Genomic DNA, 15,058 nt, shown 5'->3' on the forward strand with positions numbered 1-15,058 from the left:
GGCCGGCAAGCCCGTGCCCGCGGCAAGCCGGAACATGGCGCGAGGCGAAGGGCGGTGCGACCGCAGGTCGATCAGGTGGAGCGCAGGCCGGCGGCACCGGTCGCAGGACCAGGAAAGAGCCGTCAGGATAGAGAAACTTCGCTCCCGGCGAAAGAGATCGTCCTTTCCGACAATGCCCGTCTCAGACCGCTGCGGTTTCCGCCGGCCGCCTCCATGCCAGAACGGCGAGCCAGGCGAGCGCCGCCAGCGCCAGCATCGCCAGCCCCGAGGCGTAGAGCACGACGCCCGCCACACCGGCGCTGTCCAGCACCATCGTCACCAGCAGCGGACCTGCCGCCATCGCCACATTGCTCGGCAAGGACAGGTCGGCCGCCGCCCGCGCATAGCGGCTTGCGGAAAAGAAGCTGAGCGGCAGCAGCGCCCTCGTCAGCGCCGAAATGCCCGATCCGAACCCGTAGAACGCGATGAACAGATAGAGCAGCGAGGCCTGCCCGTCGGCGAGGAGCAGCAGCAGGGGCGAGCCCACCAGCAACGCGGCGGCAATGAGGCCCGAGGTCAGCGGCGTCGCAAACCGCCCCGCCAGGATGTCGGCGAGCCGCGCCGTGATGCCGAGCACCGAGCGCAGTGCGCCGAGTTCCAGGGCCAGCGCCGGCGAGGCGCCCGACATCTGCAGCAGGGCGATCAGCGAGGGCGCAAGCCCCGTCGTCACCAGGCTGAAGACAATGGAGGCCAGCGCGATCAGCAGGAAGGCAAGACGCGCCTGCGCCTGCGTCAGCCGCAAGGGCTCCACCGCAGCGGCCGCAGCCCGTGCGGCGGCGCCGTCTCCGCCGCGCGGCGACGGGAGGGCGAAGAGATAGAGCGGGCACAGCGCTGCTTGCGTACCGGCCGCCGCCAGCATCGCCATGCGCCAGCCGATCGCCCCTTCCAGCAGGCTCCATAGCGGCCAGGCAACGGCGGCCGACAGGCCGGTGAAGATCATCAGGATGCCGATGGAGCGCCGGGCGCCCGCCCCTTCCCGCTCGACCACCGCCGCATTGCACGGCACGGTCAGACCGAGCGCGCCGCCGATCCCCATCACCAGCCAGGCGGCGTAGTAGAGCACAACGCCCTGCGCCAGGCTCATGGCGAGAAGCCCCGCCGCCATGGTCGCAGCGCCCGCCGCCAGCACCTTTGCTGCGCCATGCCGCTCGATCAGCCGCCCGGTCCAGGGGCCGGCGAACCCGCCCAGAAGCATCATCGCCGTCAGCCCGCCGAAGGCGAGCGCGTTCGACATCCCGAGCTCGGCGGCGATCTGCCGCCCCAGCACGCCGGGCATGTCGAAGGTCGTCCCCCAACCGACGATCTGGCCGGCGGCAAGGATGGCGACCAGGCGGAGCCTGTCGAGACGCATGATCCCTCGCGCGAGGGCTCGGGTGGCGGGAACGACGGCGGCCCGGTCCGGGCGGCCGCCGCCAAGAGACGCGGCCTAGCTGCGGTCGCGGAAGCGGTTGGTGATCGGGTAGCGGCGGTCGCGGCCGAAATTCTTGCGGGTGATCTTCACGCCCGGCGCCGACTGCCGGCGCTTGTATTCGGCGATGTAGAGCAGGTGCTCGATGCGGTGGATCAGCTCGCGGTCATGGCCGCGCGCCTCGATATCGCCCACCGACATCTCGTTCTCCACCAGGCACTCGAGAATATCGTCGAGCACGTCGTAGGGCGGCAGCGAATCCTGGTCCGTCTGGTTCTCGCGCAGCTCCGCGGTCGGCACCTTGTCGATGATGTTGACGGGGATGACCTCGCCCGCGGGGCCGAGCAACCCGTCCGGCCGGTTGCCATTGCGCCAGGCGGCGAGCCGATAGACCTGCGTCTTGTAGAGATCCTTGATCGGGTTGAAGCCGCCATTCATGTCGCCATAGAGCGTCGCATAGCCGACGGACATTTCCGACTTGTTGCCCGTGGTCGCGACCATGGCACCGAACTTGTTGGAGATCGCCATCAGGATCGTGCCGCGCGCGCGCGACTGCAGGTTCTCTTCGGTCACGCCGCTTTCGGTGCCGGCGAACAGGCCGGACAGCGCCTCGGCAAAGCCCTCCACAGCCGGGGCGATGGCCACCGTGTCGTAGCGCACGCCGAGCGCCTTCGCGCAGGCCTCGGCGTCCTTGAGGCTTTCGGCCGACGTGTAGCGATAGGGCAGCATCACGCAGTGCACCTTGTCGGCTCCCAGCGCATCGACCGCCATCGCCGCCACCACGGCGCTGTCGATGCCGCCGGACATGCCCAGCACCACGCCCGGGAAGCGGTTCTTGTTCACATAGTCACGAAAGCCGAGGACGCAGGCCTGCCAGCGCGCCGCATCGATGTCCGGCAGCTCGGCCTTCGGCCCGCTCTCGCAGACCCAGCCGTCCTCCGCATCGCGGCGCCAGTCGGTGATCGCGATCTCCTCGACGAACTCGCCCATCTGGAAGGCAAGGCGCCGGTCGGCCTGCAGCGCGAAGGACGCGCCGTCGAACACCAGTTCGTCCTGGCCACCGAGCTGGTTGCAATAGACCAGCGGCAGGCCCGTCTCGACCACGCGCTGGACCATCACCTGCAGCCGCACCTCGGGCTTGCCGGCATGGAAGGGCGAGCCGTTCGGCACCAGCAGCAGCTCCGCTCCGGTCTCCTCCAGGCACTCACACACTTCCTCGGTCCACGCATCCTCGCAGACCGGCAGGCCGAGGCGGATGCCGCGAAAGCCGACCGGTCCCGGCAAGGGGCCTGACTGGAACACGCGCTTTTCGTCGAACTCGCCGTAATTCGGCAGGTCGTACTTGAACCGAACGCCCTCGATGCGCCCGCCGTCGACCAGCGCCACGGCATTGTGCAGCTTGTCGCCCTCGCGCCAGGGCAGGCCGATCACCACGCCCGGCCCGCCATCGGCGGTCTCCGCCACCAGCTCGTCCAGCGCCGCCCGGCAAGAGGCCACGAAGGCAGGCTTCAGCACCAGATCCTCCGGCGGATAGCCGGACAGGAACAGCTCCGACAGCAGCAGCAGATCGGCCCCGCCGGCGGCAGCTTGCGCACGGGCGCGGCGCGCCAGCGCCAGGTTGCCCTCCACGTCGCCGACAGTCGGGTTCATCTGGACCACCGCCAGCCGCAGCCTGTCGGCAGGGCCGGAAGAGCCGGTTTTCAGGGAGGATTCGGTCGGTGTCGCGCTCATGGAAACGGGTGTAGCCCGGCCCTTGCGCTTGCGCAATCGGCGAGAGCGCATGGGCGGTGCGCGTCTCCGCCCTTCCCTCCGTGGGACATCGGATCGTCAGAGGTAGAAGGTGCCCTGCCCGCCTGCCCCGCCTTGCTGCTTGAGCGCTGCAGCCGCCACTTCCGGCGCCGGCATCGCCGACGGCGCGTAGCTGCCTCTTGGAGCCGGCCGCAGGCGGTCGCTCGCACGCACGAACGGCCGGTGCTCCGTCAGCACCCGTTGCAGGCGCTGGTAGAGCATGGCCGGCGAGACTGGCTTTGCCAGGAATTCGTGAATGCCGAGTTCGACCGCCTTGAGAACCACCGGCTTGCGCGCATCCGCGCTGACCATGATCACCGGCGTGGTCGCCACGCCCGCATCCGTGTCCCCGCGCAGGATCGACAGAAACTCGGCGCCGTTGAGCGGAGACATCACCCAGTCGCAGATCACGATGTCGGGCTTGCGCTCCAGCGTCGCGGCCAGTCCGTCCGCCCCATCCGTTGCATCCGAGATGCGACGGATGCCGAACCCGTTCAGGATCGCCCTGAACAGGCTGCGCATATGCGAATTGTCGTCGATGACCAGCACCGACACAGCTGAAAGATCGAGCACCATGCCGTTCGGTTCCCTCCCGATTGGCTCATACTTACAAATATACGGAATCCGGAAATATTTCCTTACGTAAGCTTTGGCCGGAACGGCCGGCCGCCGGTCCGCCCTGCGGCCGGCGCGCGACCCATACCCCGCAACACCTTTCGGGAAACCTACCGCACGGCGCGCGGCGGCGGAAAAACGGAAAACGCCGCCGGGGGGGGACCCGGCGGCGTCGATAACAATTGCGCGTGGCGGTAGAGCGCAGCGACTCAGGCGATGGCCGCCTCGCGTTCCGGACTGCCGCGCTGGTCGCGCTCCTTGCGGACGTTCTCGGCCACCATGAAGGCGAGCTCGATCGCCTGCTCGGCGTTGAGGCGCGGATCGCAATAGGTGTGGTAGCGGTCGGCAAGATCCTCGGCCGTCAGCGCCCGGGCACCGCCCGTGCACTCGGTGACGTTCTTGCCGGTCATCTCCACATGGATGCCGCCGGCATAGGTGCCTTCCGCCCGGTGCACCGCGAAGAAGGCCTCGACCTCCCGCATGATGCGGTCGAACGGGCGCGTCTTGTAGCCACCGGCGGTGATCGTGTTGCCATGCATGGGATCGCAGGACCACACCACCTTCTTGCCCTCGCGCTCCACGGCACGCACCAGCTGCGGCAGGTGCTCGAACACCTTGTCCGCGCCGAAACGGCAGATCAGGGTCAGCCGGCCGGCCTCATTCGCCGGGTTCAGCGTATCGATGAGCTGCAGCAGCTCGTCGGCCTTGAGGCTCGGGCCGCACTTGAGGCCGATCGGGTTCTTGATGCCGCGGAAGAACTCGACATGGGCATGGTCGGGCTGGCGGGTGCGGTCGCCGATCCACAGCATGTGGCCGGAGGTCGCGTACCAGTCTCCCGACGTGCTGTCGACACGGGTCATCGCCTGCTCGTAGCCCAGCAGCAGGGCCTCGTGGCTGGTGAAGAAATCGGTCGACCGCAGCTGCGGCGCGCTGTCGGGATCGATGCCGCAGGCCCGCATGAAATCCAGGCTCTCGGAGATGCGGTCCGCCAGCGCCTGGTAGCGGTGGCTCTGCGGGCTGTCCTTGACGAAGGACAGCATCCAGCGATGCACGTGGTCGAGATTGGCGAAGCCGCCCTGCGCGAAGGCGCGCAGAAGGTTCAGCGTCGCGGCCGACTGGCGGTAGGCCATGACCTGGCGCTGCGGATCCGGCTCGCGGGATTCCGGCGTGAAGGCGATGTCGTTGACGATGTCGCCGCGGTAGCTCGGCAGCTCCACGTCGCCCTGCTTCTCCATCGGCGAGGAGCGCGGCTTGGCGAACTGGCCGGCGATGCGGCCGACCTTCACCACCGGCTGCGCCGAGGCATAGGTGAGCACGACGGCCATCTGCAGGAAGACGCGGAAGAAATCGCGGATGTGGTCCGCGTGGTGCTCCGCAAAGCTCTCCGCACAATCACCGCCCTGGAGCAGGAAGCCGCGTCCTTCGGCCACTTCGGCGAGCTGGGTCTTCAGCTTTCTCGCCTCACCTGCAAAAACGAGCGGCGGAAAGTCGGACAGGCGGCGCTCCACTTCCGCGAGCGCGTCCGCGTCGCGATACTCGGGCACCTGCACGATCGGCATCGACCGCCAGCTATCCGGTGTCCAGTTCTGCGCCATTGTTCCAACTCCGTATAAACGACCTTCGGCAAGATCTTGTGCCTGCAGGCATCCGCTCCGGTTGCGTGTTTCGTTTGTCCCCCCTTTGCCCGTTCGGATGTTGCGCGGGCAGCGGGTGCCGGGGGTTATACACGCGGCAGAGGGGCGAGGCCACAGATAACGTCGCAGCGAGGCACGAGCCTGCGCGCCTCAGCCCTTGATGTAGCGCAGGCCAGTTGTGGCCAGCAGGCCGTCGAACAGCGCCAGCAGCCCGGCATCCAGCACCTGCGCACGCGGGTAGCGCGGCGCGCTGCGGTCGGCCAGCATCGGAGCGTCCCAGCCGTCCGTCGTCTCGATGAAGTGGCGCACACCCTCCTCGCCCCAGAAGGCGTGAAAGCCCGCCAGCACGCAGTCGACATAGCTCTGCAGGATCGGATGATCGTCGTCGCCCGGCCGGCGGATCTCGCTGTCCGCCTCGTAGAGAAAGGCGCCCGCCGCGCCCGCAGACCCGTCGCCGTCGCGGCGGAAGGACGGGCCGATCCCGTCGATCCGGCGATAGCGCCGCTCGCGCGCGTCGAGCTCGGCCAACCGCTCGGCCGGCTCGCTCACCATCACCCCGCGGATTGCCGTATCCTCCGCCCGGCGCACCGTAAGCGTGCAGACCTTCGGCAGGTTCTCCGCACCCACCGGGCGCCACCAGGCGCGCCATTCGCGGCGCCAGCCGGCGAGCGTCCCGGCCTCCGCCACCGCCTGCGGCCCGAGCGTGCGCGTGTTGACGAGCGATCCGTAACCGAAATACGTGATGGTCATGCCGTGCGTTCCCGTAAGCTGCAATCCAGCGGCGGTGGGACCGTCCGGCCCCCGCCTTTTCCGTCCATCTCTCCTGCCTAGAGGATCGCCCCGCCCATGACCACCATCCCCCGCGCGCAATCTTCCAGCTGGACCGATGCCGACACCGCCCGCCTGCGCACCGATACGCCCGCAGCCAGCCGCCTCGTTCATTTCAACAATGCCGGCGCCAGCCTGCCGCCCGCCCCGGTCCTGGCCGCCGTCAAGGCGCATCTCGATCTCGAGGCGGATATCGGCGGCTACGAGGCCGCCGACCGGGCCGCCCATGCGGTCGCCGATTTCTACCCGGCCGTCGCCGCGCTCTTGGGCGCTGCCCCGCACGAGATCGCCTATGTCGAGAACGCCACCCGCGCCTGGGACATGGCCTTCTACTCGATCCCCTTTCGCCCCGGCGACCGGGTGATCACCGGCCGCGCCGAGTATGTCTCCAACTATGTCGCGCTGCTGCAGATGAAGGCCCGCGCCGGCATCGAGATCGACCTGATCGACGACGACGCGAGCGGTCAGATCGACCTGAAGGCGCTGGAGGCGGCGATCACCCCGAAGACCCGGCTGATCGCCCTCACCCATGTCCCGACCTTCGGCGGCCTCGTCAATCCGGCCGAGGAGGTCGGTGCCATCGCCCGCCGTCACGGACTGCTCTACCTTCTGGATGCCTGCCAGTCCGCCGGCCAGATCGCCCTCGACGTCACCCGGATCGGCTGCCACATGCTCTCCGGCACCGGGCGCAAGTATCTGCGCGGGCCGCGCGGCACCGGCTTCCTCTATGTCTCGGACGCGGTGCTCGACCAGCTGGAGCCGGCCTTCATCGACCTGGAATCGACCGAGTGGCTTGATGCCGACAGCTACCGCCTCGTCGAGGGCGCCCGCCGTTTCGAGAACTGGGAGCGCTATTTCGCCGGCCAGATCGGCCTCGGCGTCGCCGTGCGCTATGCGTTGGAGACCGGGCCGCAGCGGCTGGAGGACCGCATCTCGGCGCTCGCCGCGCTGCTGCGGGCCGAGCTCGGCAAGCTTCCCGGCATCGCCGTGCACGACCGGGGACAGCGCAAATGCGGCATCGTCACGCTGACGGTGGACGGCGAAAGCCCGGTGGAGACGCGCGCACGCCTTACGGCGACGGGCATCAACACCTCGGTCTCCTCCGCCTCCTCCGCGCGCATCGACCTGCCGCAGCGCGGCCTCGACGCGGTCCTGCGCGCCTCGCTCCACGCCTACAACACGGAAGTGGAGATCGAGACCCTGCTGAAGGCCCTGCGGGACGCTTGAGGCGAGCTGACATGAAAAACCCCGCCGGACGGTCGCGTCCGGCGGGGTTTTATTGTGTCCAAAGCTCTGATCGGCCGTTCAGCCCTGCGCCCCGAACGCCTCCGCGTCCGCTTCTTTCAGCGAGACGGACTCGCCGCAGCCGCAGGCCGAGACCTCGTTAGGATTGCGGAACACGAAGCCGGAGCGGAACTTCGTCACTTCGTGGTCCATCTCCGTGCCCAGCAGGAACAGCGCGGCCGACGGTTCGATGAAGATCTTGACGCCCTTGTCGTCGATCACGTCATCGCCCGGCTTTGCCTCCTCGACGAGGCTCATGTCGTATTCCATGCCGGCGCAGCCGCCCTTCTTGATCCCGACGCGCAGGCCGAGAACGGGCTTGGCCGAATTGCCGACGATCTCGCGCACGCGCTCGGCGGCGGCGTCCGTCAGCTTCAGGACCTGGAATCTGGAACCCATATCCGTTTCCCCGATTCTAGCGGTTGGCGGGCACGAAACGCGCCCGCGTTACCCTTGAATATAGGGCCGAGCGGCACTCAATACCAGTTGAGCGCCACCTTGGCCTCTTCCGACATGCGGTCGGGCGTCCACGGCGGATCAAACACCATCTGCACGTTGACGTCGCCGACCCCGGCGACCGCGCTGACGGCGTTTTCCACCCAGCCCGGCATCTCGCCGGCGACCGGACAGCCCGGCGCGGTCAGCGTCATGTCGATGGCGACCGAGCGGTCGTCTTCGATGTCGACCTTGTAGATCAGGCCGAGCTCATAGATATCGCAGGGAATTTCCGGGTCGTAGACGGTCTTCAGCGCCCCGACGATGTCGTCGGTCAGGCGCTTCAGCTCGTCCTCGGAAAAGGCGGAGCCGGTGGCCGAAATCTCGGCCTGGGCGTCCTCGTCCTGTGTCAGTTGGTCTTCGCTCATCTCGCCCTCATGCGAAAAAGTCGTGGGCCTTTTGCAGCGCCTCGACCAGCTTGTCGACCTCGTCGAACGTGTTGTAGAGGCCGAAGCTCGCCCGGCACGTCGAGGTCACACCGTATCGTGCCAGCAGCGGCTGTGCGCAATGGGTCCCGGCCCGCACGGCAACGCCCTCGCGGTCGATGATCATCGACACGTCGTGCGCATGCACCCCCTTCATCTCGAAGGCTACGATGGCACCCTTGTCCGGCGCCTCGCCGAAGATGCGGATCGAGTTGATCTGCTTCAGCCGCTGATGCGCGTAGTCGCGAAGCGCCGCCTCATGCGCGGCGATGCGATCGCGGCCGATCGTGTCCATGTAGTCGAGCGCGGCCGCAAGGCCGATGGCCTGGACGATCGGCGGCGTACCCGCCTCGAAGCGGTGCGGCGGGCTGTTGTAGCTTACCATGTCCTCGGTGACGTCGAGGATCATCTCGCCGCCGCCGTTGAACGGACGCATCCGCTCCAGGTGCTCCATCTTGCCCCACAGCACGCCGATGCCGGTCGGACCGTACACCTTGTGGCCGGTGAAGACGAAGAAGTCGCAGCCGAGGTCCTGCACGTCGACCGGCATGTGCACCGCCGACTGGCTGCCGTCGACCAGCACCGGAATGCCGCGCGCATGGGCGATGCGGCAGATGTCGCGGATCGGCACCACGGTGCCCAGCACGTTCGACATCTGGGTGATCGCCACCAGCTTCGTCCTGGGCGACAGGGCCGCCTCGAACGCCTCGATGTCGAAGGACCCGTCCTCCCGCACATAGACCCATTTCAGCACCGCGCCCTGTCGTTCCCGCAGGAAGTGCCAGGGCACGATGTTGGAATGGTGCTCCATGATCGACAGGACGATCTCGTCGCCCTCCCCGACGCGTTCCGCGCCGAAGGTCTGGGCGACCAGGTTGATCGCCTCGGTCGTCGAGCGGGTGAAGATCACCTCGTCCTGCGACGGCGCGTTGAGGAAGCGGCGCACGGTCTCGCGCGCCGCCTCGAAATTCTCGGTCGCCGTGTTCGACAGGTAGTGCAGCCCGCGATGGACATTAGCGTATTCGTGTGAATAGGCCTTGGTCACCGCGTCGATCACCGCCTGCGGCTTCTGGGCCGAGGCGCCGTTGTCGAGATAGACGAGCGGCTTGCCGTAGACCTCGCGCGACAGGATCGGGAAGTCGCGGCGCACCGCCATCACGTCATAGGGGGCGCTTGCAACGGCACCGGGATCGGTCATCGACGTCATCTGCGTTCTCCCGCTTCGCCGGGGCGCCTGCCCCGGCCTGTACGGTCCTGTCGGGACCTTGCGCCCCGGCAGGCTTTGATGCCGGGGTTTTACGCCCCCACAGCCTTTGATGCCGGGGCTTTTATGCCCCGGCGTCGAGCCACGCGCGGATGCGCTCCTCGAAGGCCTCGACGACGATCTCCTCGCCGATCTCCTCGACCGCTTCCGACAGGAAGGCGAGCACCAGCAGCGTGCGGGCCTCGGCCTCCGGAATGCCGCGCGAGCGCAGGTAGAACAGCAGGTCCTCGTCGATCTGGCCGCTCGTCGCGCCATGAGCGCACTGCACGTCGTCGGCGAAGATCTCCAGCTCCGGCTTCAGCGACATCTCCGCGTCGTCCGACAGCAGCAGCGACTGGGTCATCATCTGGCCGTCGGTCTTCTGCGCATGCGGGCGGACGATGATCTTGCCCTGGAAGATGCCCTTGGCGCCCTCGCCGACCACGGTCTTGAACAGCTCGCGGCTGTCGCACTGCGGCACGGCGTGATCCACCACCAGCGTCTGGTCGACATGCTGGCCGGCCCGCACCATGGTGATGCCGAGCAGGTCCGCGCGCGACCCCTCGCCCATGAAGGCAACGAAGGACTGGTGCCGGGCAAAGCCCGACCCGATGCCAGCGCCGATGAGCTTGACCTGGGTCTGCGCCCCGAGCGTCACGACGGCCGTGCCGATATGGGTGGTGCCGGCGGCTTCCATCTGCAGGCGGGCGACGGTCACCTCCGCCTCGTCGCCTGCGCGGATGTCGGTCAGCGTGTTGGAGAAGCTTCCCTCCGCCCCGCCGATGAAGGTCTCCAGCACGATCGCCTTGGCGCCCTTGGCGGCCGCCACGATCACCCGCTCGCTCGTGCTGGCGGCAGTCGCCGACAGCGCGTGGACGATCTCGACCGGCTTGTCCAGAGAGACGCCCTCGGGCAGCGACAGCACGATGCCGTCGGCGCAGAAGACGGCGTTGAGGCCCGTCGCCGCGTCGCCTGCGGCGATCTCCGGCAGCTGCATCAGGCTCTCGCCCTCTTCAGCCAGTGCCTCGGCGAGCGGACGCACGCTCGCGCCGGCCTCGGCCAGTGCTGCAACGTCCGACAGGCCCGCGTGGAAGTGGCCGTCGACGATGACGAGGCGGTAGCGGTCCGCCGCGCCATAGACATCTTCGAGCGCGGCGACAGCCGCCTTGGCCTCGTCGTCGCTGCGACGCGCGGCGAAGGCCGGAAGGGTCTTCAGCCTGGCGCGCAGGTCGGAGTATTTCCACTCTTCGACCCGGCGATGCGGCAGTCCGCTCTTGCGGAAGGCGTCGAAAGCCGTCTTGCGGATCTCGGCGACCGCCGCGCCGCCCGGCAGGGCGTCGCGGTCGCGGTAATAGGCCTCTGCCAGGTCGGTCTCGGCCCTGGTTTCCAGGGTGCGTGGTTCGATGGTCATGTCTGTTTCCTGACCTGTCACGCGGCCGCGTCGACGAAGTCGGCGTAGCCGTTCTTCTCCAGCTCCAGCGCCAGCTCCGGGCCGCCGGTCTTGACGATGCGTCCCTTCGACAGGACATGCACCACGTCCGGCACGATGTGGTCGAGCAGGCGCTGGTAGTGGGTGATCACCACGAAGGAGCGATCCGGGCCGCGCAGACGGTTGACGCCGTCCGACACGATCTTCAGCGCGTCGATGTCGAGGCCGCTATCGGTCTCGTCGAGCACGCAGAGCGAGGGCTGCAGCAGGGCCATCTGCAGGATCTCGGCGCGCTTCTTCTCGCCGCCGGAGAAGCCGACGTTCAGCGGCCGCTTCAGCATGTCCATGGTGATCTGAAGTTCGCCGGCCTTGTCCTTGACCCGCTTCATGAATTCCGGCGTGGACAGCTCTTCTTCGCCGCGCGCCTTGCGCTGCGCGTTGAGCGCCGTCTTCAGGAAGGTCATGGTCGCCACGCCCGGGATCTCGATCGGGTACTGGAAGGCGAGGAAGACGCCCGCGGCGGCGCGCTCGTCCGGCGCCAGCTCCAGGAGGCTCTGGCCGTTGTAGACGATGTCGCCCTCGGTGACTTCGTAGTCGTCCTTGCCGGCGAGGATGTAGGAAAGCGTCGACTTGCCGGAGCCGTTCGGGCCCATGATGGCGTGCACTTCGCCCGGCTTCACGACGAGGTCGATGCCGCGCAGGATCTCGGTGCCGTCTTCGGCGATGCGGGCGTGCAGGTTCTTGATCTCAAGCATGATGATGTCCGTCGGTATTCTGGATGTGCGATGCGAGGCGGTCGGCCGGCGTCAGCCGACCGAGCCTTCGAGCGAAATGGAGATCAGCTTCTGCGCCTCGACGGCGAACTCCATCGGCAGCTGCTGGATCACGTCCTTGACGAAGCCGTTGACGATCAGCGCCACCGCTTCCTCGTCCGACAGGCCCCGCTGCTGGCAGTAGAACATCTGGTCGTCGGAGATCTTCGAGGTGGTCGCCTCGTGCTCGAACACGGCCGTCGCGTTCTTCGACTCGATGTAGGGCACCGTGTGGGCCCCGCAATCCTGGCCGATCAGCAGGCTGTCGCACTGCGTGAAGTTGCGCGCGTTCGACGCCTTGCGATGCGCCGAGACGAGGCCGCGATAGGTGTTCTGCGACTTGCCGGCCGAGATGCCTTTGGAGATGATGCGGCTCGACGTGTTCTTGCCGAGATGGATCATCTTGGTGCCGCTGTCGATCTGCTGGTAACCGTTCGACACCGCGATCGAGTAGAACTCGCCGCGCGAATTGTCGCCGCGCAGGATGCAGGACGGGTACTTCCAGGTGATCGCCGAGCCGGTCTCGACCTGGGTCCAGGAGATCTTGGAGTTCTTGCCCCGGCAGTCGCCACGCTTGGTGACGAAGTTGTAGATGCCGCCCTTGCCTTCCTTGTCGCCCGGGAACCAGTTCTGGACGGTGGAATACTTGATCTCGGCATCATCCAGCGCGATCAGCTCGACCACGGCCGCGTGCAGCTGGTTCTCGTCGCGCTGCGGCGCCGTGCAGCCCTCCAGATAGGAGACGTAGGCGCCCTTCTCGGCGATGATCAGCGTGCGCTCGAACTGGCCGGTGTTCTTCTCGTTGATGCGGAAATAGGTCGACAGCTCCATCGGGCAACGCACGCCCTCCGGCACGTAGACGAAGGATCCGTCGGTGAAGACCGCCGAGTTCAACGTCGCATAGTAGTTGTCGGTGACCGGCACCACGGAGCCGAGATACTTCTTCACCAGCTCGGGATGCTCGCGCAGCGCCTCGGAGATCGAGCAGAAGATGACGCCAGCCTTCTTCAGCTCTTCCTTGAAGGTGGTGACCACCGACACGCTGTCGAACACCGCGTCCACCGCGACGCGGTTCTTCGGCTCGACGCCGGCCAGGATTTCCTGTTCCTGCAGCGGAATGCCGAGCTTCGCGTAGGTCGCCAGCAGCTCCGGGTCGACCTCGTCGAGGCTCTTCGGCCCCGGCGCGGACTTCGGCGCGGAGTAGTAGTAGATGTCGTTGAAATCGATCTTGGGATACTCGACGCGGGCCCAGGTCGGCTCGGTCATCGTCAGCCAGCGGCGATACGCCTCCAGCCGCCACTCCAGCATCCATTCCGGCTCGCCCTTCTTGGCCGAGATGAAGCGGATGATGTCCTCGTTGAGCCCCTTGGGCGCCTTGTCGGACTCGATATCGGTGATGAAACCGTACTTGTACTGATCCACATCGATCGACCGGACGCGGTCGATCGTTTCCTGAACTGCAGGCATGCGTGTCTCCATCCACTGCGGTGTCAAGGACCGCGGGTTGTCGCACTATGTAATGGGCGCGGCCACCGGCCGCCCCCGGGTCTTGGCGGGGGCACAGGCTGCGCCCCCTTTCGGTCTTGCTGGTCCGGATCCCGTCAGGCGGCGCGTCCCGCGCCTGCCTGCCTGATCCGTCCCGATATCCGCCGCCATGCGGCAAGAAACTGTTCGATCTCCTCCGGCGCGGTCTCGCGCCCGAGGCTGATCCTGATGGCGCCCCGCGCCAGGTCCTTGTCTATGCCCATCGCCGACAGCACCGGCGACACGCCGACCTTGCCGCTCGAACAGGCCGACCCGGACGACACCGCGATCCCCTCCAGGTCGAGGGCGATCAGCGCGGTCTCCGCTGCCACGCCCGGCACGGCGAAGCAGCTGGTATTGGCGAGCCGCGGCGCATCGGCGCCGAACACCACCGTGTCAGCCCATATATGGCGAAGCTCGCGCTCCATGCCATCCCGAAGGGCCCGAATTTCATCCCACCCAACCAGTTCCGCCGCGGCCTGTTCCGCTGCGAGGCCGAAACCGGCGATCGCCGCGACATTCTCCGTGCCCGCACGGCGCCAGTTTTCCTGTCCGCCGCCGGTGAGCAAGGGGGCCGGGTGCAACCCTGCCCTGCGCACCACGATCGCACCCGCACCCTGCGGGCCGCCGATCTTGTGGGCCGAGAGCGCCAGGCTGTCGGCACCCCAGGCCTCCATGTCGATGGCGATGCGGCCTGCCGCCTGCACGCCGTCCACATGCAGCACCGCGTCGCTGCCCTTGAGCGCCGCCGAAATCTCGCTCAGCGGCTGCAGCACGCCGGTCTCGTTGTTGGCGGCCATCACCGCCACCAGCACGCTCTCGCCCGCCGCCGTCAGCTCCGCGACCCGCGCGGCAAGCGCCGCCGGATCGACAAGCCCCCGGCCGTCGACCGGCACGCTTTCGCGCGCTTCGGCCGGAAAGCGCCCGCCGGCCGCAACCGAGGGATGCTCGCTCGCCGCAACCAGCAGCCGGGTGAACCGCCGCTCGCCGCGCCCGTCCTTCCAGACCGGCGACAGCGCCGTCACGTTCGCCTCGGTGGCGCCGCAGGTGAAGCTGACCTGCGCGCCCGGAACCCCGCACAGCCGGGCGACCTGCGCCCGCGCCGTCTCGATCGCGCCCCGCGCCCGCCGTCCGGGTCCGTGCACCGAGGACGCATTTCCCGTGCGCATCAGCACGCGGCAGACGAGCTCGGCCACCTGCGGACGCAGAGGCGCCCCGGCATTGTGGTCGAGATAGATGTCCGTCCGTGACGTCATGACCGTCATATGTCTCCGCCGGAACCGCCCTGCCCGGCCCATTCGACCGACAAAACCGCTCCTGACCGCTTCTACCGCGATGCAATTCTTGCAATTCCGCGTGGAGATCGGTTTAAGACATCCCTATATACCACGCTGGCCGGACGGACAGATCGACACGACTGGTCGACCGGGCCGCCGACGTGAACCGGTCGAGATGCGGCACCCGCCGTCAACTTTCGAACGATTCTAAAGAAGTTGTAGGAAGCAGGGCCATCCGAGTCAAGCCGGACTAAGCA

13 protein-coding genes are annotated in these 15,058 nt (G+C 67.6%); 1 reads left to right on the forward strand and 12 read right to left on the reverse strand.

The annotated features are described in order from the left end of the window. Positions 1-181: 181 nt before the first annotated feature. The 5 genes from GH266_RS02495 to GH266_RS02515 form a co-directional block, all read right to left on the reverse strand. A complete protein-coding gene (locus GH266_RS02495) occupies positions 182-1,390 on the reverse strand; it encodes an MFS transporter (protein ID WP_158192488.1) in 1,209 nt (402 codons plus the stop codon). 75 nt (positions 1,391-1,465) lie between these two features. Then, complete coding sequence (locus tag GH266_RS02500) at positions 1,466-3,178, reverse strand: NAD+ synthase (RefSeq protein ID WP_158192489.1); 1,713 nt, start codon at positions 3,176-3,178, stop codon at positions 1,466-1,468. Between the two features lie 96 nt (positions 3,179-3,274). Further along, positions 3,275-3,811: a response regulator gene (locus tag GH266_RS02505; protein WP_158192490.1), complete on the reverse strand. Its 537-nt coding sequence runs from the start codon at positions 3,809-3,811 to the stop codon at positions 3,275-3,277. A 248-nt stretch (positions 3,812-4,059) separates the two neighbouring features. Continuing rightward, positions 4,060-5,445, reverse strand: a complete 1,386-nt coding sequence (locus GH266_RS02510; protein ID WP_158192491.1) for a class II 3-deoxy-7-phosphoheptulonate synthase — start codon at positions 5,443-5,445, stop codon at positions 4,060-4,062. A gap of 189 nt (positions 5,446-5,634) precedes the next feature. Beyond that, positions 5,635-6,234, reverse strand: coding sequence for a gamma-glutamylcyclotransferase (locus GH266_RS02515; RefSeq protein ID WP_158192492.1), 600 nt, complete (start codon positions 6,232-6,234; stop codon positions 5,635-5,637). Between the two features lie 96 nt (positions 6,235-6,330). On the opposite strand from GH266_RS02515, the gene GH266_RS02520 reads away from it, so the two are divergent. Beyond that, positions 6,331-7,539 carry an aminotransferase class V-fold PLP-dependent enzyme gene (locus GH266_RS02520; RefSeq protein ID WP_158192493.1) on the forward strand — a complete coding sequence of 403 codons (1,209 nt, stop codon included), beginning with the start codon at positions 6,331-6,333 and terminating at the stop codon, positions 7,537-7,539. Between the two features lie 78 nt (positions 7,540-7,617). On the opposite strand, the gene sufA is transcribed toward GH266_RS02520, so the two are convergent. The 7 genes from sufA to GH266_RS02555 all read right to left on the reverse strand — a co-directional run bounded on the left by sufA (position 7,618) and on the right by GH266_RS02555 (position 14,822). After that, entirely contained in the window at positions 7,618-7,995 is a 378-nt protein-coding gene (sufA, locus tag GH266_RS02525) for a Fe-S cluster assembly scaffold SufA (RefSeq protein WP_067333789.1), read from the reverse strand. 77 nt (positions 7,996-8,072) lie between these two features. Then, positions 8,073-8,459: an SUF system Fe-S cluster assembly protein gene (locus GH266_RS02530; RefSeq protein ID WP_158192494.1), complete on the reverse strand. Its 387-nt coding sequence runs from the start codon at positions 8,457-8,459 to the stop codon at positions 8,073-8,075. A 7-nt stretch (positions 8,460-8,466) separates the two neighbouring features. Then, positions 8,467-9,714: a cysteine desulfurase gene (locus tag GH266_RS02535; protein ID WP_158196014.1), complete on the reverse strand. Its 1,248-nt coding sequence runs from the start codon at positions 9,712-9,714 to the stop codon at positions 8,467-8,469. Between the two features lie 130 nt (positions 9,715-9,844). Next, the gene (gene sufD / locus GH266_RS02540; RefSeq protein ID WP_158192495.1) at positions 9,845-11,170 is read right to left on the reverse strand and encodes a Fe-S cluster assembly protein SufD; all 1,326 of its coding nucleotides are present in this window, start codon (positions 11,168-11,170) and stop codon (positions 9,845-9,847) included. Positions 11,171-11,187: 17 nt separating this feature from the next. Next, complete coding sequence (gene sufC / locus GH266_RS02545; protein ID WP_158192496.1) at positions 11,188-11,943, reverse strand: Fe-S cluster assembly ATPase SufC; 756 nt, start codon at positions 11,941-11,943, stop codon at positions 11,188-11,190. 51 nt (positions 11,944-11,994) lie between these two features. Continuing rightward, positions 11,995-13,467: a Fe-S cluster assembly protein SufB gene (gene sufB, locus GH266_RS02550; protein ID WP_158192497.1), complete on the reverse strand. Its 1,473-nt coding sequence runs from the start codon at positions 13,465-13,467 to the stop codon at positions 11,995-11,997. A gap of 134 nt (positions 13,468-13,601) precedes the next feature. Next, positions 13,602-14,822 carry a cysteine desulfurase family protein gene (locus GH266_RS02555; RefSeq protein ID WP_425329560.1) on the reverse strand — a complete coding sequence of 407 codons (1,221 nt, stop codon included), beginning with the start codon at positions 14,820-14,822 and terminating at the stop codon, positions 13,602-13,604. Positions 14,823-15,058 lie beyond the last annotated feature (236 nt).

Source organism: Stappia indica (assembly GCF_009789575.1).
Taxonomy (GTDB): domain Bacteria; phylum Pseudomonadota; class Alphaproteobacteria; order Rhizobiales; family Stappiaceae; genus Stappia; species Stappia indica_A.